The organism is Alcaligenes sp. DN25, from assembly GCF_023674485.1.
Taxonomy (GTDB): domain Bacteria; phylum Pseudomonadota; class Gammaproteobacteria; order Burkholderiales; family Burkholderiaceae_B; genus Alcaligenes; species Alcaligenes phenolicus.
In genome coordinates this window covers 1,673,896-1,699,387 of sequence record NZ_CP098408.1, presented here as the reverse complement: position 1 = coordinate 1,699,387, position 25,492 = coordinate 1,673,896, and the positions used below count along the sequence as shown (strand labels likewise).

The following is a 25,492-nucleotide window of genomic DNA, read 5'->3' as shown; positions in this document are numbered from 1 at the left end:
TCGCTTCACACGCCTATTCAAACGGGATTCAAATAATCCTTTTGAATATACGTTCTAAACTGGCGTACTGCTGATCCTTTAACCGCCAAACTCAAGTCCTGAAAGCGTCAGGCAATGCGATAAGCGATCTCAAGCAACACCGCCAACATCAACACCAGATTCGCTTTACTCCTGGATTTCCAAACCCGCCAAGCGATAGCCAACCTGCAACTCAGTCAGTAAATACTTGGGTTGTGCCGCATCCTCTTCCAGCTTTTGGCGCAGCTGCATCATGTACACCCGCAGGTAATGAGGCCGATCGGAATACGCCGCTCCCCAAGTTTCATGCAGCAAATGTTGGTGCGTCAGCACCTTGCCATGTCCCCGGATCAAGGCCGTCAGCAAGCGAAACTCGATCGGTGTCAAATGCACCGCCTCCCCGTCCCGCGTGACCTCATGGGAGGCCAGATCCACCTGCACGTTCCCAAAGCGAACCCGCGAAGAAGCCGTCTGAACATTCGGAACCAGCTGAGAGCGCCGTAACAAGGCCCGGATCCGGGCCAGCAGCTCCGGTACGCCAAAGGGCTTGACCAGATAATCGTCCGCCCCTGCATTCAAGGCTGCTACTTTTTCTTCCTCTCGCTCACGCGCCGACAGCACCAGAATGGGCGAATACACCCAGCTGCGCAGATCACGAATCAAGTCCTTGCCATCCCCATCGGGCAGACCCAAATCCACAATCATCAAATCAGGGCGACGGGTTGCCGCATCCATGCGCGCCTGCGCCAGCGTGCTGGCCTCAATCACGGACATGCCTTCCTGCTCCAAGGCAATTCGCACGAAACGACGAATATTGGATTCGTCCTCCACGATCAGTATCTGGGCTTTGTTCATGTCAGTAGCTCGTCATCATCCATACGGGGAGCCGCTTTCCAGGGCAGGCGAATCTCGAAGATCACGCCATGGGGCATACGCGGCTTGGCGCTGATCGTACCACCATGTGCGGCAATAATCGTGCGACACAGGCCCAGGCCCAAGCCCACACCTGCCACAGAGGACTCTTTCTGCCCCCGGGTAAACGTATCGAACAAGCGCTCGGGATCACCGGGCGGCAAGCCTGGCCCGTCATCACTGATCATTAAATACATGAACTGACCCGAACACAGGCCGCGCAGGGAAATCGTACTGGTGACGGGCGTATATTTGGCGGCATTATCCAGCAGATTCGTCACCACTCGCTCCAGCAAAACACCATCCACCTCGATCAAAGGCAGGTCGGCCGCAAACTCGGTCACCACCTTGCGAGGCTGCAAAGCCGCTGAGCAACGGGCAACGGCAATCCCCACAATCTCGCCCAGGGCATGCCATTCCTTATGCAACTTCACCCCTTCGCTTTGCATACGCGCCAGATCCAGCAGGTTGGATACTTGGCGGCGCAATTCGTCCGATTCAATGCGGATCGATCGGGCAATATCCGTGCGCTCGGTTTCACTCACGCCTTTGGGCTGCTCCAGCGTTTCTGCCAGGCCTCGAATCACAGTCAAGGGCGTGCGTAAATCGTGCGAGACAGCGGATAGCAAGGTATTGCGCATTTTCTCCCCCTCCATGCGCAGCACCGTATCCTGGGCGATTTCCACATAATGAATTCGCTCCAGAGCCTGGGCCAAGGTAAAGCAACAAGCATCCAGCAAGCGCCGTCCATCCGGTGTCCTCAAGGAAGCGGCTCCGCCGGACTGCACCACCAAGACCCCACGCGGGGCCATGGGGCCTTTCAAGGGCAGATACAGGGCACTGGCACCGCTCAGGGTTTCAGTGCCATTACCGGCGGCTTCCATATGATCAAACACCCACTGCGCCACCGATAGCTCTACAAAGCCTGTATGACGAGTCGCTACCAACTGGTTTTGCTGATCCGGCACCACCAGTACCACCTGCATCTCGAACAAAGGTTCCAGCGTATCGCGGCAGACCGCCAGGACTTGTTCCAGGGCCAAGGCTCCGGCCAAGTCCCGGCTGACACGAGTCAATGCCGCAGCACGGCGTTCACCATCACGGGCAGCCCTGGCTTCGGCCTGCAGCTTGGCAGCCAGTTGGCCAATAATCAGCGCCACTCCCAGCATGACGCCGAAGGTAAAGACATATTGGGTATCCGTTACCGAAAAGGAATAACGCGGCTCGACAAAAAAGAAGTCGAAAAACGCCACTGACAGCAAAGAAGCCCATACCCCCGCCAGTCGTCCCAAACGCAGGGCAATAAAGACCACAGTGATCAGGAACAGCATAATCACGTTGGAGAGCTCGAAAAAGGGCAAGAGCTTCTCGGCCAGCAAGGTGGTCACAACGCAAATAATGGACGCAATCGACAAGGCCTTGCCTTGTGCCATGGGTTGTTCCAGCTCCAGGGGCCGTATGGGCCGCTGTACCGTATCCATACGCAGCAGCAGCAAACCAATTTCAGGGTTGCTGCGCGCCAAGCGCTCGGACAGGCGAGTGCGCCAGGGCCAGATAGATCGCACTGACGAGTTTCCCAAAATCAGCTTGGTCGCATTGCGCTGACGGGCATAGGCCAAAATCGTGTGCGCCACATCCTGCCCGGCAATATTGGCAAACTCGGCTCCGGCATGCTGAGCACTGGCCGCCAAGCGCACCAGTGCTTCCTGCGCCTTGATCTGCCCGCTTTCCTGCGGCGTATCCACATGCAGCACAATCCAGGGCGTCTGCAATTGCTGGGCCAAGCGCGCCCCCTCCCGAATCAGAGCTTCCTGGGCGCTATCGGCACTGACGCATACCATCAGTAACTCACGTGTCGGCCAAACTGTCCGGATCGCATGGGAGATCCGATACACATGCACGTCCGCATTGACCCGATCCGCCACCCGGCGCAAAGCCAACTCACGCAGAGCAATCAGATTGCCGCGACGAAAGAAGTTCTGACGCGCGTGAGCCACCGAGTCGGCCAGATACACTTTGCCCGCACTCAGACGAGACAAGAGATCATCCGGCGGCAGATCCACCAACAAGACATCGGCCGCCCGATCAAAAATCCGGTCTGGCACCGTCTCCCGAACCCGTACCCCGACAATGCCGCCCACCACCTCATTCAGGCTGTCCAGATGCTGCACATTGAGCGCGGTATACACATCAATGCCCGCATCCAGCAATTCCTCCACATCCTGCCAGCGTTTGGCGTGTCGACTGCCTTCAATATTGGAGTGCGCCAGCTCGTCTACCAGCAGCAGCTGATAACCCGAGGCCAAGGCGGCATCCAGATCAAACTCCGTCACCACCCGCCCCTGACGTTGATACTCCTTGCGAGGCAGCACGGGCAAACCGTCAATCAGAGCCTGGGTTTCCTGGCGGCCATGGGTTTCCACAATCCCGATAGCCACGGACACGCCCTCGGACTGGCGTTGATGCGCCTCCTTGAGCATGGCGTAGGTTTTCCCTACGCCCGCACAAGCGCCGAAGAAAATCTTGAGCTGCCCGCGACGAGGCTGGTGCGGATCTTCGCCAATCACCTGCAGCAGCTCATCCGGGTCCGGCCTATCCTCAAGTGACATGAATCTGCGCACTCCATCCAGAAAATTGCTATTGATCTTACGCTCTTATCCAAAAAACGGCGTCAGCAGCAAATCAATCAGCTTGATGCCTATGAAAGGTGCGATCAGCCCTCCCAAGCCGTAAATCAGCAAGTTGCGTTTCAGCAAACGGCTGGCCGGTTCGGCCCGATACTTCACACCCCGCAAGGCCAAAGGAATCAAGGCGATGATGATCAAGGCGTTGAAAATGACTGCCGACAGGATGGCGCTAGCCGGACTATGCAGCTGCATCACATTCAAGGCACCCAAAGCAGGATACGTGACCACAAAAGCTGCAGGAATAATCGCAAAGTACTTGGCCAGATCATTGGCAATGCTGAAGGTGGTCAGGGCACCGCGCGTCATGATCATCTGCTTGCCCACTTCCACCACACGCAGGAGCTTGGTGGGGTTACTGTCCAGATCCACCATATTGCCGGCCTCTTTAGCCGCCTGGGTGCCGCTGTTCATGGCCACGGCCACATCGGCCTGCGCCAGAGCAGGCGCATCATTCGTGCCGTCGCCAGTCATGGCAACCAGGCGACCTTCATCCTGATAGCGCCGAATCAATTGCAGCTTGTCCTCGGGCGTGGCCTCGGCGAGATAATCATCCACCCCGGCTTCGGCCGCAATGGCAGCGGCGGTCAGCTTGTTGTCCCCGGTAATCATGACAGTCTTGATGCCCATGGCGCGCAACTCGGCAAAGCGCTCCTTGATACCGCCTTTGACGATATCTTTGAGCTCCACCACACCCAGCACCTTATTATCTTCAGTGACGACCAGCGGTGTGCTGCCCCGGCGAGCGACCTCATTGACCAAGGTGTCCAGTTCGCGAGGAAACACGCCGCCCAGGGACTCGATATGGGAGCGCATGGTATTTGCCGCCCCTTTTCGAATCTGACGACCCTCGATATCAATGCCGCTCATGCGTGTATGGGCGCTAAAGGCAATGGTCTGCGCACCTTGCAATTCACGACCACGCAAATTGAAAAGCTGCTTGGCCAGCACCACAATGGAGCGTCCTTCGGGGGTCTCGTCCGCCAACGATGCCAATTGGGCTGCGTCTGCCAAGGCCTGTTCCGATACCTGCGGCGCAGGCAAAAAGGCCGAGGCCTCCCGATTACCCAGCGTAATGGTGCCTGTCTTGTCCAGCAGCAGAACATCCACGTCTCCCGCCGCCTCGATAGCGCGGCCCGAGCTGGCCAGCACATTGGCTTTCATCATCCGGCTCATCCCGGCGACACCTACCGCCGACAGCAAGGCACCGATGGTAGTCGGAATCAGACACACCAACAGAGCAATCAAGGCGGTAATCGTAACGGGCGAACCTTGGCCGGTCAGCACCGTCGCAAAGCTGGAGAAAGGCAGCAAGGTCACGCAGACCAGCAGAAAGATCAGCGTCAGGGCAACCAGCAAGATATTCAAGGCAATCTCGTTCGGCGTCTTGCCGCGCTTGGCGCCCTCCACCATCGCAATCATGCGATCCAGAAAAGCCTCACCCGGTTTGGCGGTGACCCGCATCACGATCCAGTCGGACAGAACACGGGTTCCCCCCGTAACGGAACAAAAGTCGCCCCCCGATTCCCGGATAACCGGCGCCGATTCCCCCGTAATGGCGGACTCGTCTACCGACGCTGCCCCCTGCAGAACTTCGCCATCAGCCGGAATAATCTGGCCCGCCTCAACCAGCACATAGGCACCGGGCAACAGCTCGTCGCTGGGGACAGGCCAGGCGCGGCTATCACGGGCGGGGTCTTTCAGAACCTTGGCCATGACCCGCTTGCGCGTAGAACGCAGCGCATCAGCCTGAGCTTTACCACGGCCTTCTGCCACGGCTTCGGCCGCATTGGCAAACAGGACTGTAAACCACAACCAGGCTGCAATAGACCAGATAAATCCAGCGGGGGCCTCACCCTGCCCCATCAAGGCCTGAATGCCCAGCAAGCTGGTGACGATACTGCCCAGATACACCACACACATCACCGGGTTCTTGAACTGCACCCGAGGCGACAATTTCTTGAAGGCTTCCTTGCACACCGTGCCCCAGGGTACGGCCTGAAATGCCGTCGAACGCTCGGCCTCTTGCGGGGCTTTCAGATCAGTAATAGACATAATGACACCTGCTCCTAACGCACTGCGGGCTGGGCACGCTTGGCCATGTCCAGCGCCAGATTAAGCTCCAAGACCTGCACGCGTGGCTCGCCCAGCACACCTAATTGACGAGCACTGGTATAGCGATCAATCAGGACCTGGACCTGAGCCAGCGGCATACCGCGCACTTTGGCGATACGGACGGCCTGCAAACGGGCGTTGGCCACCGAAATATGCGGGTCCAAACCCGATGCCGACGCTGTGACAGCATCTACAGGCACAGGAGCATCCTCTGCCAAACCGTTCATCAGGCGATATGCCTTGCTGCGTTCTGCCACAGCCTCCAGCAGACTTTTGCTTAGTACCCCCTGATTGCTGGCCCCACTGGCCGCCGCGTTATAGGGCTGCGCAATGCTCTTGGAGGAGTCAGCCGGATCGGCTCCCAGCGTCGCGCTGGGACGCCCATGGAAATACTCGGGCTGACTGAAGTACTGACCAATCTGGCGCGAACCCACGAGTTGCCCGTCCCGCTGAATCAGGCTGCCCTTTGCCTGCTCCGGGAACAAGGCGGTGCCAATAAAGGTCGTGGCCAACGGGTAGGCAATGCCCGTCAACAGCATAAAAAACACGGCAGACAGCAGCACGGGACGCAACAAGCTTTTCATCGTCGGTGCCGCCGGTGTCGAAACCATAAATTGATGGGTAGACATGACAGTCAATCCTCAAAAAGTAATGCCATCGAGCATCAACAGGTGCTCCACAATCGGGCCCAGCGCCAGTGCAGGCAGGAAAGTCAGCCCGCCCACCACCAGGACCACGAAAATCAACAGGCCGGTGAACAAGGGGGTGGCCGTCGACAAGGTGCCTGGACCCGCAGGAACTGCTTTCTTGGCAGCCAGCGCACCGGCCAAAGCCAGCAGGGGGAGCAGGGTCAGATACCGCCCCACCAACATCGCCAGCCCTATCGTTGTATTGAAGAATGGTGTGTTCGCGTTGAAACCTGCAAAGGCGGAGCCGTTATTGGCCGTACCCGAGGTATAGGCGTACAGCACTTCGCTGAAACCATGCGGCCCCATATTGGACAGACTGTCCATGGTGGATGGCAGCACGCTGGCCAAGGCCGTAAAGCCCAGAATGCTGAAGGCATGCGCCAGCATGGCCAGCATCACGTACTTCATCTCCCGCGCCTCGATCTTCTTGCCCAGAAACTCCGGGCTACGCCCTATCATCATGCCCACCAGAAACACCGTCAGAATGGCGTAGCTGACCAGGCTGATAAAGCCCACGCCTATCCCGCCAAACACGTTGTTCAGCATCATTTGGGCAATCGGCACCAGGCCACCCAAAGGAGTCAGCGAAGAGTGCATGGCATCGACCGAGCCGGTAGTCGCAGCCGTAGTCACGGTGGCAAACAAGCTGCTTTGCGCCACACCGAAGCGCAGTTCCTTGCCTTCCAGATTGCCACCGCCCATCGTGCTGCTTTGGGTCTGGTCCACACCCAGGGAAGTAAGCAAAGGATTGCCTGCCTGTTCAGCGCTATAAATCAGGGACAGAAAACCGATGAACATCACCAGGAAGGCCGCAAAGAAAGCCCAACCCTGGCGACGACGAGCCAGCATGGAGCCAAAGGCGTAAGTCAGGGCCGAAGGCACCAGCAACATGCTGAGCATATGCACGGTATTAGTCAGCGGCGTAGGGTTTTCAAATGGATGAGCCGCGTTCATACCAAAGAAGCCGCCCCCATTAGTCCCCACATGCTTGATGCTTTCAAGGCTGGCTACTGGCCCCAGAATTATCTGCTGCTTGAGCCCTTCCAGCGTATTGACCACGACATCCGAGCTCAGTGTCTGTGGCATACCCTGCCAGATATACAGCAAGGCCAGCAGGAAGCTGCACGGCAAGAGCAAGCGATACAAGGAGCGGGTGAAATCCACCCAGTAGTTGCCAATATCCGCCGAGCTTTTACGGCTTAAGCCACGGATGAAACCTCCTGCCGCTGCCAGACCCGTTGTGGCACTGATCATCATCAGAAAGGTGATGGCCGCCATTTGGGAAAAATTGGACAGACTGGATTCACCCGAGTACGCCTGCCAATTGGTATTGGTCGTAAAAGACACAGCCGTATTAAAGGCCAGGTCAGGCGTTTGTGCGGCGCGCTGCAGGCTGTCGCCCGCAATCCAGTCCTGCACCCGCAAAAGAATATATCCCAGAAGCAACATGGCGGCATTGCTCAACAAGAGCGCCAGACCATATCGCTTCCAGGACATTTTCTCTTCAGGATTCACGCCCAGCAGCCGATACGTGCCACGCTCGATCAAGCTGTGATTGGGACTACTGAAAAAATGGGCAATCCATTTACCCACCACTACTAACAAGACCGTAGAGACGGCCAGAATAACTAGAAACTGCATCAGATCGTCCAGCATGACAGCTCCTCTTACAGCTTCTCAAGACCAAGAACAAATCCGGTCGCCATCGCAAAGAACGCGAGCAGCACCGCTAAAAATAGAAAATCACTCATATGCACACCTGTTCCCACAATGAACACTTGCTGGCCTGAACTTAGAATTTTTCGGCCTTGAGCAAGGCATAGAACAAATAGATAAACAGCCCCAGAGAAATCCCTCCTGCCAGAACCGTAAAAAAGGACGCACTCATCCCGAACTCCCCGATCAATGCTGACTTGCAGCAGACAGAGAAAGTCTAGGAGTGGCGGCATAAATTCAGAGCAGTGTTTACTGGCCCGCGTATAAAGACGGCATATGGATTTGGGCCAGGGCGACACCGGCACGCTCCAGCAACTGATCTGTCCAGCGTTGATAAGTCTGTCTGGCAATAAGGTGCAAAGTGCTCAGGTGCTGATCCAGGCCCGACAAGATATGTTCTGCATCCTGGGCCGCCGGACCGTATACCTGCTCCAACTCGCAGCGGCCGTGATCACACCACTGACGGATGCTGTCGGCAGTCACTTCCAGGTGGCCTTGAAAGGCCCAATGCGGGCCCAGGCAGAAACCTTTATTCAGACAATGAGGGCCGTATAAAGTCCGGCTGGCCCCCGAGGGAATCTGGAAGGTGTCGTAATGCCAGTTGAACAGCATGGCACGCCTGGGCAGGCCCATGACACGCCGGGCGTAGGGACTGCTCCAGACCTGACCCCAGCCTATGTTCGGATACGGATTGCGCTGCACGCGGGCCCCCAGGGAACGCGCCAGCAGTTGTGCCCCGAAGCAATGCCCCAGAACCGGAACATGACGCTGAACCGCATCCTGCAACAAGGCATGCTCCTGCTCTATCCAGGGCAAAAGATCATTGACACTGCGATCACTGCCCAGCACCACCACCCCGCTGTACTCACGAGCCGACACGGGCGCCCGGCCATCCAGCGGCGACATGCACAAGTGATAGGGAAGACCGTGGCTCTCCAGATGATCCAGCAGCACCCCCGGCCCTTGCGTGACCTCGTGCTGCAAAACAAGAATGGGTTTCATGAGATAAAAGCCTGACCGCGCAGGCCTGTTGTTCAGGAGAACTCACTGTAGAACTGGCCGTATCAAGACCAGGATCTGTTTGCGATCAGGCTCGTATAAGTGGCATCAAGGTGCTTCCTGCTGCACACAAAAAACCAAGACCGTCATTTGCCTGACATATGCCTTTGCTCAAATGTAATCGTTTTCATTTTGACGGCTGGGTGTCATGGCCAACATAGGAATACTGGATGTCGCCAGAGCAGCACAGGTATCGGTTGCTACGGTATCGCGCGTGCTCAATGAGCCGGAAAAGGTGGGTGAGAAAACCCGCCTGCGCGTGCAAGCCGCGATCGACGCACTGGCCTATGAGCCCAATGCCTCGGCACGCAGTCTGCGCAGCCAGCGCAGCCGAGTCATCGGCGTGGTCTTGCCGACCTTGCTCAACCCCGTCTTTGCCGAGTGCCTGAAGGGCATCGCCGATACCGCAGCCCGCAGCGGCTATGCCATCCTGCCCTTCTTTACCGACTACCACCTGGAACGTGAATCCCAGGCAGTGGCCTTGCTCCTGGCCAGCAATGTGGAAGGCATTGTGCTGGTGGTCTCCAACCCGGCTCACTCTCCTGCTTTAGGTCGGCTGAGCAAGACACGCTGTCCCTACGTACTGGCGTACAACCTGCATCCCGAGCATCCTTGCGTCACCGTCAACGGCGAGCAGGCCATGATTGAATTGATCGGCCACTTGGCAAGGCAAGGCCATCGCCGCATTGCCATGGTAAGCGGTCATCTGCACGTTTCTGATCGCGCCCAGCAACGCAGCCGTGGCTATCTGAAAGGAATGGACAAGGCTGGCCTGGTGCCCATGCCACTGCTGGAAGTGCCTTTCATGGATCAAGGAGAGCAAAGGCAAGCACCGTCTTCTGAGCACGTGCATCTTGCCAGCGTCGCCCGACTCTTGCGCCAACCAGAACGCCCCACAGCCATGATTGGCTCCAACGATCTGATTGCCATTCGCTGTCTGCGCACGGCGCAGCAGATTGGCCTGCAGGTTCCCAACGATATCAGCGTGATCGGCTTTGACGGCATCGCCCTGGGCGCTGAACTGTTTCCACGCCCGGCCACCATCGCACAGCCCAATGAAGAAATTGGTCGCCAGTGCATCGGCCTGCTGCTGGAAGCGGTAGCCCAGCAAAAAACGGTTCCCGCGCAGGCCTCGGTTCTGCTGCCCTACACCTTCAACCCGGGCGAGTCCTGCGCCCCTGCCCCTTGTTCACCACGGGCGCATCCAGGATGAAGCCCCTTTCCTCTTCGGGACCCGCTCCCGCCCCCCTGCGTTCAAGCCAATCCCGGCTTTTGCCTGACACCACTTATTGACTGGAGTGATCGACCATGAAACATATGCTGAGCACATTGGCTTGCCGCCTGGCACTGCCCCTGGCCCTGATGACAGTGGGAAGCGCGGCTGCCGCGCAAACCGCCATTTGCTACAACTGTCCACCTGAATGGGCCGACTGGGCGAGCCAGATCGAGGCCATCAAGGCGCACACCGGCATTACCGTCCCACCCGATAACAAGAACTCCGGCCAGTCCCTGGCCCAGCTGGTTGCCGAGTCCGCCAATCCGGTCGCCGATGTGACTTATCTGGGCATCACCTTTGCCATTCAGGCCCAGAAAGAAGGCGTGACCCAGGCCTACAAACCCCAGGGCTGGGAGCAGATTCCCGAAGGCTTGAAAGACCCGCAAGGCCATTGGTTTGCAATCCACTCCGGCACCATGGGCATCATGGTGAACAAATCGGCCCTGGGCAATGTGCCTGTGCCTGCCTCCTGGAACGACCTGCTCAAGCCCGAATACAAAGGCCTGGTCGGGTATCTGGACCCCTCTTCCGCCTTTGTGGGTTATGTGGGTGCCGTTGCCATCAACGAAGCCCTGGGCGGCAATATGGACGACTTTGATCCCGCCATCAACTGGTTCAAGGCCCTGCAAAAGAACAATCCCATCGTTCCCAAGCAAACCGCCTACGCCCGCCTGATTTCCGGCGAAATCCCCATCTTGCTGGATTATGACTTCAGCGCCTACCGCGCTCAGTACAAGGATGGCGAGGACGTCGCTTTCGTGATTCCCCAGGAAGGCACGATTGTGGTGCCGTATGTGATGTCCCTGGTCAACAAGGCTCCACACACCGAACAGGGACGCAAGGTGCTGGATTTTGTGCTGTCCGAGCAAGGGCAGTCCATCTGGGCCAATGCTTTCCTGCGCCCGGTTCGCAGCAGCGCCGTCAGCAAGGAAGCCCAGGCGCGCTTCCTGCCCGACAGCGAATACGCGCGTGCCAAGGCCATTGACTATGAGCGCATGGCACAGGGTCAGAAACCCTTTGCCGAGCGTTATCTGGCAGAGGTCCGCTAAGCGGTCCATGTGGAGTTAGCGTATGCAACGCAAATACCTGCTGCCCTTATGCTCGGCCCCTGCCGTCGCTTTCTTTGCCGCATTCTGGCTCTTGCCCGCGGTACAGCTTCTGGCCCTGCCCGCACAAGAAGGCATGCACACCTACTGGGTCGTGCTGACATCGGGGCGGTACTTGCAGGCCTTGCTGCAAACGCTGCTCCTGTCCGCCATCGTGACCCTGGCCACCTTGGTGCTGGGTGCCATGGTCGGCATCGTGATGGCTCGCTATCGCGTGCCAGCCAAGCGCCTGCTGCTCTCCCTGATGACGCTGCCCCTGTCCTTTCCTGGCGTCATCGTGGGCTTTTTCATTATCTTGCTGGGCGGTCGGCAGGGGCTGCTGGCCCAGATCGGCCAGGATCTGGGGCTGGGGCGAGTGACCTTTGCCTACGGCCTGCTGGGTTTGTTTCTGGCCTATCTGTACTTTTCCCTGCCCCGCGCCATTGCTACTTACACCGCAGCCGCCGAATCCATAGACCGCAATCTGGAGGAAGCCGCGCGCTCCTGTGGAGCCACACGCTGGGACATCGCCAGAGATGTCTGGATACCGGAACTGGCTCCCACGTCCCTGTCTTGCGGTGCCATTGTTTTTGCCACCTCCATGGGCGCTTTCGGTACGGCGTTCACCCTGTCCAGCCGCTACGAAGTGCTGCCCATCACGATCTATAACGAATTTACCAACTATGCGAATTTCACCCTGGCGGCCAGCTTGTCCATTTCCCTGGGGCTGCTGACATGGTTTACCTTGTGGCTGGCCCGGCGTCTGGTCCGCGATCCCTCGGTCGTTATTTGAGGGCACCATGAAACTGAAAACGGCTTCAAACCCCCATCGCCCTGCCCCCTTGCTTCTGGCTGTCACCGGACTGACCGTGCTATTCCTGCTCGGCCCCATTCTGGTTTCCGTGCTGGCCGGGCTGGTCAACAATTATCGTATTGGACTGAAAAGTGGCCTGACCCTGAAATGGGTGGAGCACGTCTGGGCCAACTACGGCAGCACAGTCTGGCTATCCCTGCAGCTGGCGCTGCTTTGTGTGCTGGCTGTCATTGTGCTGGGCGTCCCCTGTGCCTATGCCCTGGCACGCAGCCGCTCCCGTCTGGCCCGAAGCTTTGAAGAACTGCTGACCTTGCCAGTGGCGGTCCCCGGCATGGCCTCGGCCCTGGCTCTACTGCTGGCCTATGGCTCCTTGCAAGGCTTTCGTCAAAGCTTCTGGTTCATTCTGGTGGGCCACATTGTGTTCACCCTGCCCTTTATGGTGCGCACGACCACGGCAGCTCTGCAAAAACGCAGCCTGATCGATCTGGAAGAAGCGGCCCGCTCGCTGGGAGCCAGCTTTACGCAAATCTTTTTCGGCATCCTGCTGCCGGCCATCCTGCCTGCGATTGTGGCTGGCAGCCTGATGGTCTTCACCTTGTCGCTAGGCGAGTTCAACCTGACCTGGATGCTGCATACGCCACTGACCCGCACCTTGCCCGTGGGGCTAGCCGATAGCTATGCGTCCATGCGTATCGAGGTGGGCTCGGCCTATACGCTGATTTTCATGCTCGTCATCTTGCCCGTGCTGTGGGGGCTGCAGACCTTGGCGCGCTTGCTGGAGAAACACTATGGAAAATAAACACGTACCGGTGCGTATCGAACACTGCGCCAAAACCTATGCCGATGGCACACGGGGTTTGCATCCCAGCACCCTGGACATCACCCCCGGTGAAGTCATGGCTTTGCTGGGGCCCTCGGGCTGCGGCAAGACCACCTTGCTGCGACTGATCGCCGGCCTGGAAATGCCCGATGCCGGCAGCCGCATTCTGTTCGACGGCCAGGACGTCACCCATCTGCCGATTGAAAAGCGTGAGGTCGGCATGGTGTTTCAACATTACGCCCTGTTCCCGAACATGACGGTGGAAGCCAATATCGGCTATGGCCCGAAGATCAAGGGAATGGATCTGGCCGCTCGCCAAAAACTGGTGGGTGAGCTGGTCGAACTGATGCGCCTGAACGGTCTGGAAAAACGCCAGCCCTCCGCCTTGTCGGGTGGGCAACGACAACGCGTTGCCATCGCACGTGCCATTGCCAATCAGCCCCGCGTTCTGCTGCTGGACGAGCCGCTGGCCGCCCTGGATGCCAAGCTGAAAGTCTCCTTGCGCGACGAGCTGGCCGAGCTGCTGCGACGCCTGCGTATCACGGCCATTCATGTAACCCACGATCAGCAGGAAGCGTTTGCCATTGCCGACCGTCTGGCCGTCATGCACGAAGGCCGCATCATTCAGATTGGCGATGGCGAAAGCCTGTACCGCCATCCGGCCCACCCTTTTGTCGCCACCTTCCTCGGACGGGTCAACGTCCTGCAACGCAACGAACAAAGCCTGCTCAATAACGAGATCCGTCTGGCAGACCTGAGCCTGACTTGCCCCGAGACCTTGCGCGGGGCGCAGGAGTTACTGGTTCGCCCGGAAGACATCAGCGTTTGCATGGATACACCCAGCGGCTGGGCACGTGCCAAAGTGCGACAACGCAGTTTTATGGGCGGACGGGTGCAACTGACCCTGGACGTGGACGGACAAGCCCCTCTGACTGCCGAGGTAGACCGTGATCACGGAGCCGTCCTTGGCAGTACAGTGGGAATTCACATCAACCCCGGCAAGCTGATGCCCGGTACCGTCCCACTCTCTTAACGCAAGCGGATAACGATGCTGAAAACATTACTGATTCAAATGACGGACCCGCATATTCGGGAAGAAGGTCGGCTGGCTTATGGCCGTCTGAATACCGCACCCTATCTGCAGGACGCCATCGACCACGCTCTAGCCCTGCCCCAGAAACCGGATGCCCTGGTGTTGACGGGCGATCTGACCGACTTTGGTCGACCACAGGAATATGCGCACTTGCGCCGCTTGCTGGCACCGCTGGGCTCCATCCCGGTGTATTTGTTGCCGGGCAATCATGATGACCGCCAGCAACTGCGCGAGAGCTTTCCCGAACATACCTATCTGGGTAAGGCCGGGCCCGTTTGCTACAGCGTGGATATTGGAGAGCTAAGACTGCTGGCCCTGGACAGTGCGGTATTGGGAGCCAGCGCGGGCAGTCTGGATCAGGAACAACTGGACTGGTTAAGTACCGCGTTGGCCCAACAGCCTGAGCGCCCCACCATCATTGCCCTGCATCACCCTCCTTTCAACACCTTGATCGGCCATATGGACAAGATAGGCCTGCTGCAAGGAGCGGAACAACTGGAAGCGATTGTGCGCCGACACAGCAATATCGAACGTGTGATCAGCGGACATTTGCATCGCAATATCCAGATCCGTTTTGGCGGCACCATTGCCAGCACCGCCCCATCGGTGGCGCATCAAGTCTGTCTGGATCTGGCTGAAAATGCAGCATCGGCCTGGACACTGGAGCCACCCGGCTATGCTATTCATGCGCTGGACAGCCTTGGCCAGATCGTGACCCATACTGCCACCGTCGGCCAATTCGACGGCCCCTTCGCCTTCCATGAGCCAAGCGGGAAACTGATCGACTGATTGGGTGCACGGCGTACACCAACTGCTGCTTGGCCTTGATGGTCTCGTCAAGCCAAGTTGACTATAGGTCCCTCTTTGCTAGCTCAAGGCAGTAGCAAACACTGACAGCATTAAGCAAAGCCGTTCAAGAACGCTAGGCCCATCCCCTAAAAAAAACACCCCAATATCGGATTCAACGATATTGGGGTGTTTTGATACTGCTGCTTCAGATCAAGAGGGCTGCCCAGAGCCACCCCGATCTGCAAGCCATGTCTTACTTCTTGCTGTCTTTCAGCTGAGGCACAGCCGAACCAGCGGCAGGAGCCAACAGGCCAGCCTGGGTGTAGGTGAACAGCTTGTCGCGGGTGTCCACGATGTCCAGGTTACGCATGGTCAGCTGACCGATACGGTCGCGTGGCGAGAACATGCTGTCCACTTTTTCCATGCTCAGACGCTCGGCCTTGTAAGTCAGGTTAGGCGAGACGGTGTCCAGAATGGAGTAGTCGTTACCGCGGCGCAGTTCCAGTGTCACTTCGCCAGTTACGGCACGAGCCACCCAGCGCTGGGCGGTTTCACGCAGCATGATGGCTTGTGGGTCAAACCAGCGGCCTTGGTACAGCAAGCGGCCCAAACGCAAACCATTGATGCGGTACTGTTCGATGGTGTCTTCGTTGTGGATGCCGGTGACCAAACGCTCGTAAGCAATGTGCAGCAAGGCCATGCCGGGGGCTTCGTAAATGCCACGGCTCTTGGCTTCGATGATGCGGTTTTCGATCTGATCGCTCATGCCCAGACCATGACGGCCACCGATGCGGTTGGCTTCCAGCATCAGTTCCACAGGGTCGGAGAATTCCACGCCGTTCAGGGCGACAGGCTGACCTTCTTCAAAGCGCACACGCACTTCTTCAGCAGCCACGGCCACATCGTCACGCCAGAAAGCCACGCCCATGATGGGCTTGACGATATTGATACCGGCGTTCAGGTACTCCAGATCCTTGGCTTCGTGTGTGGCACCCAGCATGTTGGAGTCGGTGGAGTAGGCTTTTTCGGCCGACATCTTGTAGTCGAAGCCGTTTTCCTGCATGTACTCGGACATCTCGGCGCGGCCGCCCAGCTCATCAATGAAGGTCTGGTCCAGCCAAGGCTTGTAAATCTTCAGTTCAGGGTTGGTCAACAAACCGTAGCGGTAGAAACGCTCGATGTCATTGCCCTTGTAGGTGCTGCCGTCGCCCCAGATATGGACGTCGTCTTCTTTCATGGCGGCAACCAGCATGGTGCCGGTAACAGCACGGCCAATAGGCGTGGTGTTGAAGTAGGTTACGCCACCGGTGGTGATGTGAAAGGCGTTGCACTGCAAGGCGGCAATCCCTTCAGCCACCAGTTGCTGACGGCAGTCCACCAGACGGGCCAGCGTGGCACCGTATTCCTTGGCCTTGCGGGGAATCGCATCGTAATCGGGTTCGTCAGGCTGGCCCAGGTTCGCAGTGTAGGCGTAAGGGATCGCGCCCTTGTTGCGCATCCACAAAAGTGCAGCGCTGGTGTCCAGGCCACCGGAAAAGGCAATGCCGACCTTCTGGCCGACTGGAAGAGATTCAAGGATGGTTGTCATTATCGCGTCAGTAGTGGTGTGCAAGTACAGTTCCGCCCGTAAGGCTCTCTTGTAGAGCCCTGCCCGCGGCAGGATCAATATGTCATTATATCGTCTTGACCGACCCTGGACACCTTTGCGTAGCTGGATTTAATTACTCGATGAACTAGAACATCCATTTTTACCTGGAGACAAGCCATGCCCGAGACCCACGCTCAACCCGCTATCAGCCGCTATCCCGTCCCCACGCTGGCCGAAATGCCCGAGGATATTCGCAGTCGAATTGAAGCCGTCCAGGAAAAATCCGGTTTTATTCCGAATGTGTTTCTGGCCCTGGCCCACCGTCCTGACGAATTCCGTGCCTTTTTCGCCTATCACGACGCGCTGATGGAAAAGCCCAGTGGTTTGAGCCATGCAGACCGGGAAATGATTGTGGTGGCCACCTCCGCCGCCAATCAGTGTCATTACTGCGTGATTGCCCACGGTGCCATCTTGCGCATCCGCGCCAAGAATCCCCTGGTGGCAGACCAGGTTGCCGTGAACTGGCGCAAGGCCGATATTCCGGCGCGCCAAAAAGCCATGCTGAGCTTTGCCATGAAAGTCTCGCAAAACGCTCAGGAGATTGAAGACGCCGACTTCCAGGCCCTGCACGAGCACGGTTTCAGCGACGAGGACGCCTGGGATATTGCCGGCATCAGTGCCTTTTTTGGCCTGAGTAACCGCATGGCCAACTTCATGTCCATGCGCTGCAATGACGAGTTCTACATGCTGGGACGCGTTCCCCGCTAAACATGATGCGTTACGCCCTGTTGTTTGCCGGGTGGATTTGTGTGGCGCTGGCGATTGCCGGCGCTGTTTTACCCTTGCTGCCTACCACGCCGTTTGTACTGCTGGCCGCGTGGTGCTTTTCCCGTAGCTCCCCCCGCTTTCATCAATGGCTGCTGGATCAACGCCATCTGGGCCCATACCTACGCAATTGGGAGAACGGCCAGGGCTTGACCCGCCAGGCCAAACGCCGGGCGCTGATCATGTTGTGGCTGTCGCTGGCCGTCTCGGCCTGGCTGACCAGTCACCTGGGCTGGTATCGACTCGGACTCTTGATTCCAGGCATTTTCGCCACCCGCTATTTGCTGCGTGCCAAAACCCTGGATGACACCCCTTCCGAGCCTGTGCAAAAATAGCCTGCTTGAACCGATTCTGGCTTGACCCTTTTTGCTTGAAACACCTATGTCCAATCCTGTCATCTTGCTGGCTGCCGCCTACATCACCAACTCTGAAGGCCAAATTCTCCTGGTCCGCAAACGTGGCAGCGCCTATTACATGCAGGCAGGCGGCAAGCTGGAAGCAGGTGAAACGCCCTTGCAAGCCCTGCAACGCGAACTGGACGAAGAACTGGGCCTGACAGCGGAAGAAACCGCCTCGGCCCGCTACGAAGCATACTTTGAAAGCCCCGCCGCCAATGAACCTGGCCACGTGGTTCATGCCCACGTTTTCACTTTGACGGTGAACCGGGAAATCCAGGCCGCCGCCGAGCTGGAAGAAGCACGCTGGGTCAGCCCGCAGGAAATCCGTTCGCTAACGCTAGCCCCCTTGCTGGCTAATCACATTCTGCCGCGCCTGTGCGCCCAGGCCGCCGCCTGAGTGCCAGCCCGCACAAGACTTCCGTCCGTCTTGTGCCGTCCAAGCCACGAACCGCCTATTTTTTGGCATAATGTCGCCCTTGAGTCCCCTCTTTTGGGGACGCAGCTATTTGCCCGACCAGCCCGCAACGGCGGGCTTTCTTTATTGAGCGCTAATTTATGTCCTCTTTGCCCTGTCAAGGCGCAATCGTCACCTTTACCCTGCAGCAGCTGCGTGCCGCCACGCAAGCCGGGGGGATTTTAGGTGTGTCCATCAAAGGACAAGGCAATCATTTTTTTGTACAAGTGGCCACGCGTGCCGGTCAGGCCGTGCTGGTTACCGCCCGCAGCAAAGATCCGCGCAGTTTCAAAAGCCCCTTGCAGGCCATGGTTCTGCTCAAGCAAGTCGGGATCGTCACTGGCCAGTTTGATCTGACCCAGTACTCGCCTGACCAGCACGAAACCGCCCCGCGCAGCCGTCGTCGCCCGGCCAAACCCAGCAAACTGGGACTGCGCTGGAACCGGATTGCAGAAAGCATCTCCAGCCCCGCTCAACCTTCTTTGGATGATCCCAGCCTGGACATCAGCGAAGAACAGACTCGTCGCCTGATCGCCAGGCAGGAAAACCAGCAGTTAAGCCTGCTGGGCAACTAAACGCAGCCCACTTGTGCTTCTGGACGTGTTGAGCGCATAAGCCGCGTCCAAAGCCTGTTCCAGGTCTTGCTGCAAGTGCTGGGGCTCTTCCAACCCCACATGCAAACGCAACAACTGCCCTTCCCCGAGCAAGGCTTTCCCATTGCGTTTGGGCATATCCATGGGTAGAGCCAGACTCTCGAAGCCCCCCCAGGACAGACCGATGCCAAACAGGCACAAGGTCTTGAAAAAGCAGGATAACTGCGCTTCGCTCAAGGGTTCCAGCACAAGGCCAAACAAGCCGGTAGAGCCGGTGAAATCCCGCTTCCAGATGGCATGACCGGGATGCGATTCCAATGCCGGATGCAACACCTGCTGAACCTGCGGGTGATTCTCCAGAAAACGGGCAATCTGCAAGGCACTGGCTTGGTGCTGACGCAAACGCACACCTAAAGTACGCATGCCGCGTAGCGCCAAAAAGGCATCGTCAGGACCGGCTGTCTGACCAAAATCATGTGCAGCACGACGCAGCAACGGCCAGGCGCGCTCATTCGCGGTGGCAATTCCCAGCAAGGCATCGGAATGCCCGGTCAGATACTTGGTGGCCGCCTGAATGGATACGTCCACACCATGCTCGAAGGGCTGGAAGAACAAGGGAGTAGCCCAGGTATTGTCCAAGAGCACATACGCCCCCACCGCCTGTGCGCAGCGAGCAATCGCAGGAATATCCTGAATCTCGAAGGTGGCCGAACCGGGCGACTCTACGTACACCACCTTGGTATTGGGACGAATCAGGCTGGCCATGCCGTCACCCAAAGACGGCTCATAGAACTGCACCTGAATACCCATGCGGCTAGCCAGCACCTGCTGGGCAAACGCGCGTACCGGTCCATAGACTGAATCCGGTATCAGCAAATGATCTCCAACTTCCAGCATGCCCAACAAGGCATGAGTACAGGCCGCCAATCCAGAGGGAAACAAACTGGCCTGAAAACCGCCTTCCAGCTCGGCCACGGCCTGCGTCAAGGCTTGCAAGGTGGGATTAGTGAAGCGACCATAAGAGGCGTAGGGATTATCGGGCTCCTTGCGCTGCGCCCATTGTTCCAGATTGTCGGCCAGGATCGTGGAGCCGCGACAAACGGGCACATTCACAAAACCAGCCGACACGCTGGTGTCCCGTCCTACATGGGTCAAACGGGTATGTTGATAATTGCAGTCCTGCATGCTGTTTTCCTGATCCAGATCGCTAGAGATGAATGGAAACAGTCTACGCAAGAGCCCAAGGGCAATTATTGCGTTTTCACGCTATTGTAGGCAGAATTCCGAGAATAAAAACCTACAATCAGCAAGATTATTGGGAAATTATTTTTATGCTGGACAAATTCGACAAGCACATTCTGGAGATCCTCCAAAACGATGCCACCTTGGCCATCCAGGAAATTGCCGATCGGGTGGGTTTGTCCAGCACACCCTGCTGGCGACGCATACAACGCCTGGAGCAGGAAGGCTATATCGGAAAACGGGTGGCTTTGCTCAGCTCTGAAAAGCTGAATGTCGGGGTGACGGTGTTTGTGGCCATCAAGACCAATCAGCACAACAAACAGTGGTACAGCCAGTTTTCGGCCGTGGTGGAGGCGATCCCGCAAATTGTGGAGTTCTATCGCATGAGCGGCGATACCGACTATTTGCTGCGCGTGGTTGTGCCTGACATCAAAAGCTTTGACCGTGTTTACCAGCGCCTGATCTCGGAAATAGAGCTGACCGACGTCAGCTCCAGTTTCGCCATGGAGCAGATCAAGTTCACGACCCGTCTGCCCCTGGACTACGCCTGATCCAGTGTGGTGCAAGGCTTAAAAGCTGTATTCCACATCCAGCGTCTGGCCGATACTCAGTCTCTGAGGTTTGGATTCAACCAGCATGGCCTGCATGCCAAACAAGGTCCCTTGCGGGAACTGACGGCTTTGTGCCAGGGCCAGGCCGGGTTGAGTACCCACATCCCCTGTCAGCTGATTCACATTGGGCATAGGGCAACGAGTACAAGGGCGGATAAAGGCAAAGCTCAAGCCTTCACTGCTGACACCCAGCACATAGTCTTCTTCATACGCGGGCAGGCCCTCAAATACCACATTCGCGCGGAAACGATTCATGGGTACGGCCTGCTCACCTGACTGTTGCACCAGGCGGTTCAGCTCTTCCAGGGACGCCTCATTGGTAAACAGAAAAGGCAGCGCATCTGCAAAACCAAAACCATTGATCTGATCACCAATCTGACGCCAGCCCTGGGACTTTTCTTCCCAGGGACGCACACGTTCGGTCAGTACATAACGCCTTGAGCGGCTATGGTTACGCAATACCCGGCAAGGAGTCTGCAAAAAGTCGCTGAACCATTGCGCGACCTGATCGCCCTCGTCCCGGCCCAAGGTATCTGAACTCCAGATACGCACGGACACAGCGACGTTATCCCCTGCCGGGGCATCCAGAGACCAGGACAAAGAATCCATACCAGGCGCTTGCACAGTAATCCGCCCGTCCTGCACCACTGGCTGAATCAAGGCCATGCGCGGCCAGCGACGTTGAGTCATGAATACGCCCTGTTGGTCAACAACAACCCACTCTCGGTCAAAGGCCAGGCCCGCAACGCTGACCTCCACGCCCTGCGGATGGGCCTGGGCGGCACAGGATTTGATGGGATGGGTAAAAAGGCCAGTGATGGTAATCATGAGTCGCAACAAAAAAGGCAAGTTAAGGGACTTATTCTAAAACAGGCTGAGCGCCTGCCTGCCCCTGCTTTGGAGACTGATTGCAAAGAAGTGGATCAGAAACATCGACTCTGAAAATCTATTTCGCACCAACACTTGACAACAGCGCAAAGCTATGAGTTAATAGTCAATTGATTGCACCAACATACCATTACATCAAGAAAGTGCGATCAACATTTTTTTGAATGTACCCACGCAAAACAGGTCCCTTTGACCTTCTGGCATGTCCCCAAACATGCGGGTATTCATTCACCACGGCGACGACAGCCACATCCAGACTTATTTTTTGCATCGTAGCGGACTCGCTCCGTCCATTTGCTTGGCAAACGAATAAGGCGCTGTCCATGCTGCCACAGAGCACGTCTGCCTGACATTTGTTCGACCAGCGCGGCTCTACATTGAAATAGCAATGGCTTGGCCTCCGTGTGGAGACCGATCCATCATGGTGTCATCAAATCTCAATAAAAAAACGATGTAATGACGCCACACGATAAGGAAAAAAATTATGAAAAATATCTATCCAACCGGTTTGGTATCGCGCCCTGAGCATATTGCCTTGAACAAGACCGATATTCGCATTGGCGATACCGTTTACTTGCAACCCAAGAACGGCCCTCGCATGGCGGGTACCGTAATTTTCAGCTCGCCTGTACATGGCTGCACCACCTATACGGCAGACGCGCAGAACCAGGACGCCAACGTGCGTTTCCGTTTCCGCCTGCAGGACGTGCATCACGTGGCTCCGCGCCACCCTTTGCCAGCCTTGAACTAAGGCTTTGCCTGCTAATGAATACGGGGAGCGGAACCCAACTCCCCGTATTTATTTCATTTGCAAACAGATAATTACAATTTGCAAGAAACATTCCTGCTTTCATCCTAAAATAGTGGCGGCTTGAAACTTATCCGACGCTGTAAAGCGTCCACGACGAGCGTGCGCTCCTATGGCAACGGATATGAAATCAAAGCAGGCTTCCTGCTTGCGCCCGCCGCGGCGCTATTCCTATCTCTCCCGTTTTTTCCTGTTCAGCCTGGTCTTGATCCTGACCCTGCTGGGCACCAAGCTGCGCCATTACGACGCCCTGACCATCTTCTGGCCTGCCGAGGCCGTGCTGCTGGGCCTGTTTATTCGTCGCCCGGATTGGGCCAGCCAGTTCCTAAACTGGGTCATTGTTGTTCTGGCCTATCTGTGTGCCGAACTGATCGCCCGCAATCCCCTGCCTATTGCCCTTTTGCTGACCTTGGCCAATGTCAGTGGTGTCGGGCTGGCATACTGGCTGATCATCCGCAATCCGCTGCTGGACCTGTCCTTGCGCCGCCCTCAGGCCATGCTGACCCTGGCTGCCTACTACGGGCTGGCCTGTGTCCTTTCCGCCCTGCTAGGCGGCATTGCCCTGTCTTTACATACCTCTCAAGCCTTGTCGCTGGCCATCCTGTCCTGGATGCTGACCGGCATGATCTCCTACACCGCTATTTTGCCCGTCATCCTGACTGCCCCGGCCCGCCCCATACGCCGTTTCATGGAGTACTGGAACGAGCCCCATTTGATGAGTCTGGCCCAGTTGGCACCCGCCCTGTCCTTATTACTGACCAGCTTGCTGAGTTTGCTGATTGACGGCCCCGGCTCCATGGCCTTTCCCGTCCTGCCTTTATTGTGGTGCGCCCTGAGCTACTCGCTCTTTTCCACCACCTTGTTGACCTTGTTCTATGTGCTCTGGACACTGTTCGCCCTGAGCCAGCCGGTCTACTTCCTGCCCAGCCAGCTATATACCTCGCTGGATCTGCTGTCGCTGCGCATTGGCATTGCCTCCATTGCACTCGCCTCCATTACCAGTGCCAGCTTGATCTCAGCCCGTAATCTGGCAGTGGAAAAACTCCAGCGGCTGGCTCACCACGATGCCCTGACCGGTTTGCTCAACAAGCAGGCCTTTTATCAGCAAAGCCAGACCATGTTGACTCAATGTCGCCTAAGGCACGTTCCTGTCAGCGTCATTGTTTTGGACATCGACCACTTCAAACCCATTAACGACACCCACGGCCACCATGTCGGTGACCTGGCCTTGAGCGCCATCACCCAGCGTATTTCCCTGGCTTTGCGCGATACAGACTTGTGCGGTCGATTGGGTGGCGAGGAATTTGGCATCTTGCTGCCCGACTGCAGCGCCACCCAAGCCCATGCCGTGGCCGAGCGCGTACGCAAAAGTATTGCTCTGCGGCCCCTGGCCCTGGATAACGAGCAGCAACTGACCATGACGGCCAGCCTGGGTGTCGCGACTCTGGAAGCCTCCACGCTGGATCTGCATGCTCTGCTTCGTCAGGCCGACACAGCCCTGTACGAGGCAAAACGTGCCGGTCGGGATCAGAGTTTTTCCTATCATTTCGCCGAACCACAAACGAAGACTTGACGCTATCCGTAAGCAAACCGATACTGATGTGTCAATACGAAACAAAACATCAGGGAGCGGTGATATGGCGTCAGTTTACGGCTCGCCCTTGTGCCAAGCGTGTTTAACCTTGCCACAGGGATTAAGTACTAGCCAAGCGCATGCTGACTTGCGTTTACTGGGACAGCATCCTCCCTCTCCTGACGGGGCTCATGAGACCCAGTACCGCTGCCTGAGCTGCCAGACCCACTGGCTGCTACGCACCAATCGCTGGGGCGTTCCCGAAGGCTTTCGCCTGAAACCCGTATAGGCAAAGCGGGGCACATGCACTACCATGACGGCTTTGTCTGTTAGCGATTCCCGTATGTCTGCCCTGCTGTTTGATACTGAAACCACCGGCACTGCCAAACCTCAAGTCATCGAGGCAGCCTGGCTGCGTTTAAGCGACCCTGTCTTCTTGCTGGTCAATGAAGAATTCGAGCAACGCTACCGGCCTGATGAAGCCAATTCTCTGGGTGCGCTGGCCACCCACCACATTTACGACGAAGAGCTGCAAGACTGCCCGTCGCATACCGAGTTCAAGCTGCCTGCCGACACCCAATACATCATTGGCCATAACGTGGACTACGACTGGGGCGTGGCCGGTTCGCCCAATATCAAGCGGATTTGCACTCTGGCCTTGGCCCGGCACTTGATTCCAGGCCTGGACAGCTACAGCCAGTCCGCCCTGATCTATCACATTGATCGCGCCAACGCCCGCGAGCGCCTGCGCAATGCGCACAGCGCCTTGGCCGATGTACGTAATTGCCTGGCACTCCTGCAATACTTGCTGGGCCTGACGCAAAACATCAATACCTGGGAACAGTTGTGGCAGCTCTCCGAGCACGCCCGGATTCCCACCATTTTGCATTTTGGCAAACACAAGGGCATGGCCATTGCCGATGTACCACAGGACTACAAGAACTGGTTGCTGCGTCAACCAGACCTGGATCCCTATCTGGTCAAGGCCTTGAAGGTCTAAACCTCAAGGTTCGTAAAATCCCTAATGGCTGTCAGCCATCATATGCCCAATGATGAAGGTCCCAACAAGAACTTCATGAGGTGGCAAATGATCGAGGTTGCATACGTCACGAAAGATATGCGTCGGGACCCTTACGAACGAATCACCCATCTTGGAGGCGCAGGCTGGCAACGCTCTCAACCGGATGTGGTCCAGCAAATTGAGCAGGGCCAGGAGGACTATTACATTCTTCTGGATGGCATTCCCGCCAAACTGATCGTGGCGCTCAGCCGTTTTGGTGCCAAGTACCTGAAAACTGAGCTTGAAGTTGAAGAGCCTCATATTTTGCTCAGCCTTCCCAGCCAGGCCGGTTAAGCAAGCCGGTCCTCCCTCCACTTTCCTTCAAGAAAAACAGAAAACGCGGCTTTAAGCCGCGTTTTTCCATGCCTGCCTTAAAACCTGT

The 25,492-nt window shown here is 57.2% G+C and carries 25 protein-coding genes; 15 read left to right on the top strand and 10 right to left on the bottom strand.

The features are described from left to right. Positions 1-165 precede the first annotated feature (165 nt). The 7 genes from NBV64_RS07885 to NBV64_RS07855 all read right to left on the bottom strand — a co-directional run bounded on the left by NBV64_RS07885 (position 166) and on the right by NBV64_RS07855 (position 9,136). Positions 166-873 carry a response regulator gene (locus tag NBV64_RS07885; protein ID WP_009455639.1) on the bottom strand — a complete coding sequence of 236 codons (708 nt, stop codon included), beginning with the start codon at positions 871-873 and terminating at the stop codon, positions 166-168. After that, positions 870-3,539 (bottom strand): DUF4118 domain-containing protein, encoded by a 2,670-nt coding sequence (locus NBV64_RS07880; RefSeq protein WP_250757034.1) that lies wholly within the window; start codon positions 3,537-3,539, stop codon positions 870-872. The genes NBV64_RS07885 and NBV64_RS07880 overlap by 4 nt, the downstream gene beginning before the upstream one ends. Positions 3,540-3,584: 45 nt before the next feature. Beyond that, positions 3,585-5,669: a potassium-transporting ATPase subunit KdpB gene (kdpB, locus tag NBV64_RS07875; protein ID WP_250757033.1), complete on the bottom strand. Its 2,085-nt coding sequence runs from the start codon at positions 5,667-5,669 to the stop codon at positions 3,585-3,587. Between the two features lie 14 nt (positions 5,670-5,683). Continuing rightward, entirely contained in the window at positions 5,684-6,358 is a 675-nt protein-coding gene (kdpC, locus tag NBV64_RS07870; protein ID WP_009455608.1) for a potassium-transporting ATPase subunit KdpC, read from the bottom strand. Positions 6,359-6,370: 12 nt separating this feature from the next. After that, positions 6,371-8,074 (bottom strand): potassium-transporting ATPase subunit KdpA, encoded by a 1,704-nt coding sequence (gene kdpA / locus NBV64_RS07865; RefSeq protein WP_250757032.1) that lies wholly within the window; start codon positions 8,072-8,074, stop codon positions 6,371-6,373. 136 nt (positions 8,075-8,210) lie between these two features. Next, positions 8,211-8,306 (bottom strand): K(+)-transporting ATPase subunit F, encoded by a 96-nt coding sequence (kdpF, locus tag NBV64_RS07860; protein WP_022983188.1) that lies wholly within the window; start codon positions 8,304-8,306, stop codon positions 8,211-8,213. 77 nt (positions 8,307-8,383) lie between these two features. Further along, positions 8,384-9,136 (bottom strand): type 1 glutamine amidotransferase, encoded by a 753-nt coding sequence (locus NBV64_RS07855; RefSeq protein WP_250757031.1) that lies wholly within the window; start codon positions 9,134-9,136, stop codon positions 8,384-8,386. 205 nt (positions 9,137-9,341) lie between these two features. Here NBV64_RS07855 and NBV64_RS07850 point away from each other — a divergent pair, with 205 nt between their 5' ends. From NBV64_RS07850 to NBV64_RS07825, 6 genes are all read left to right on the top strand, one after another. After that, on the top strand, positions 9,342-10,406 hold the full coding sequence (locus tag NBV64_RS07850) for a LacI family DNA-binding transcriptional regulator (protein ID WP_250757030.1): 1,065 nt from the start codon (positions 9,342-9,344) through the stop codon (positions 10,404-10,406). A gap of 104 nt (positions 10,407-10,510) precedes the next feature. After that, complete coding sequence (locus NBV64_RS07845) at positions 10,511-11,518, top strand: ABC transporter substrate-binding protein (protein ID WP_425541754.1); 1,008 nt, start codon at positions 10,511-10,513, stop codon at positions 11,516-11,518. Between the two features lie 22 nt (positions 11,519-11,540). Then, positions 11,541-12,347, top strand: a complete 807-nt coding sequence (locus NBV64_RS07840; RefSeq protein ID WP_026482917.1) for an ABC transporter permease — start codon at positions 11,541-11,543, stop codon at positions 12,345-12,347. Between the two features lie 7 nt (positions 12,348-12,354). Further along, positions 12,355-13,167 (top strand): ABC transporter permease, encoded by an 813-nt coding sequence (locus NBV64_RS07835; RefSeq protein ID WP_009455599.1) that lies wholly within the window; start codon positions 12,355-12,357, stop codon positions 13,165-13,167. Beyond that, a complete protein-coding gene (locus NBV64_RS07830; RefSeq protein WP_250757029.1) occupies positions 13,157-14,221 on the top strand; it encodes an ABC transporter ATP-binding protein in 1,065 nt (354 codons plus the stop codon). The genes NBV64_RS07835 and NBV64_RS07830 overlap by 11 nt, the downstream gene beginning before the upstream one ends. Positions 14,222-14,236: 15 nt before the next feature. After that, positions 14,237-15,070 carry a phosphodiesterase gene (locus NBV64_RS07825; RefSeq protein WP_250757028.1) on the top strand — a complete coding sequence of 278 codons (834 nt, stop codon included), beginning with the start codon at positions 14,237-14,239 and terminating at the stop codon, positions 15,068-15,070. A 253-nt stretch (positions 15,071-15,323) separates the two neighbouring features. Here NBV64_RS07825 and argG read toward each other — a convergent pair whose 3' ends face one another. Next, positions 15,324-16,658 (bottom strand): argininosuccinate synthase, encoded by a 1,335-nt coding sequence (gene argG / locus NBV64_RS07820; RefSeq protein WP_035268236.1) that lies wholly within the window; start codon positions 16,656-16,658, stop codon positions 15,324-15,326. A gap of 177 nt (positions 16,659-16,835) precedes the next feature. Here argG and NBV64_RS07815 point away from each other — a divergent pair, with 177 nt between their 5' ends. The 4 genes from NBV64_RS07815 to NBV64_RS07800 all read left to right on the top strand — a co-directional run bounded on the left by NBV64_RS07815 (position 16,836) and on the right by NBV64_RS07800 (position 18,910). After that, a complete protein-coding gene (locus NBV64_RS07815; protein WP_009455594.1) occupies positions 16,836-17,426 on the top strand; it encodes a peroxidase-related enzyme in 591 nt (196 codons plus the stop codon). Positions 17,427-17,428: 2 nt separating this feature from the next. Next, a complete protein-coding gene (locus NBV64_RS07810; RefSeq protein WP_009455593.1) occupies positions 17,429-17,818 on the top strand; it encodes a YbaN family protein in 390 nt (129 codons plus the stop codon). 46 nt (positions 17,819-17,864) lie between these two features. Further along, entirely contained in the window at positions 17,865-18,278 is a 414-nt protein-coding gene (locus NBV64_RS07805) for an NUDIX hydrolase (protein WP_035268238.1), read from the top strand. Between the two features lie 158 nt (positions 18,279-18,436). Beyond that, a complete protein-coding gene (locus tag NBV64_RS07800) occupies positions 18,437-18,910 on the top strand; it encodes a hypothetical protein (protein WP_009455589.1) in 474 nt (157 codons plus the stop codon). Here the strand turns inward: NBV64_RS07800 and metC are convergent. Further along, positions 18,890-20,113, bottom strand: a complete 1,224-nt coding sequence (metC, locus tag NBV64_RS07795; protein WP_250757027.1) for a cystathionine beta-lyase — start codon at positions 20,111-20,113, stop codon at positions 18,890-18,892. The two genes, NBV64_RS07800 and metC, sit on opposite strands and share 21 nt — an antisense overlap. Positions 20,114-20,259: 146 nt before the next feature. Here metC and NBV64_RS07790 point away from each other — a divergent pair, with 146 nt between their 5' ends. Next, complete coding sequence (locus tag NBV64_RS07790; RefSeq protein WP_250757026.1) at positions 20,260-20,721, top strand: Lrp/AsnC family transcriptional regulator; 462 nt, start codon at positions 20,260-20,262, stop codon at positions 20,719-20,721. An 18-nt stretch (positions 20,722-20,739) separates the two neighbouring features. Here the strand turns inward: NBV64_RS07790 and NBV64_RS07785 are convergent, their stop codons facing one another. After that, positions 20,740-21,609, bottom strand: a complete 870-nt coding sequence (locus NBV64_RS07785; RefSeq protein WP_250757025.1) for an MOSC domain-containing protein — start codon at positions 21,607-21,609, stop codon at positions 20,740-20,742. A 544-nt stretch (positions 21,610-22,153) separates the two neighbouring features. Between NBV64_RS07785 and NBV64_RS07780 the strand changes: the two genes are divergently transcribed. From NBV64_RS07780 to NBV64_RS07765, 4 genes are all read left to right on the top strand, one after another. Continuing rightward, positions 22,154-22,420, top strand: a complete 267-nt coding sequence (locus NBV64_RS07780; protein WP_009455580.1) for a hypothetical protein — start codon at positions 22,154-22,156, stop codon at positions 22,418-22,420. A 181-nt stretch (positions 22,421-22,601) separates the two neighbouring features. Further along, positions 22,602-24,050, top strand: coding sequence for a GGDEF domain-containing protein (locus NBV64_RS07775; protein WP_250757024.1), 1,449 nt, complete (start codon positions 22,602-22,604; stop codon positions 24,048-24,050). 313 nt (positions 24,051-24,363) lie between these two features. Then, on the top strand, positions 24,364-25,050 hold the full coding sequence (locus NBV64_RS07770) for a 3'-5' exonuclease (protein ID WP_009455576.1): 687 nt from the start codon (positions 24,364-24,366) through the stop codon (positions 25,048-25,050). 87 nt (positions 25,051-25,137) lie between these two features. Next, positions 25,138-25,404: a DUF3892 domain-containing protein gene (locus NBV64_RS07765; RefSeq protein WP_230940605.1), complete on the top strand. Its 267-nt coding sequence runs from the start codon at positions 25,138-25,140 to the stop codon at positions 25,402-25,404. Positions 25,405-25,492 lie beyond the last annotated feature (88 nt).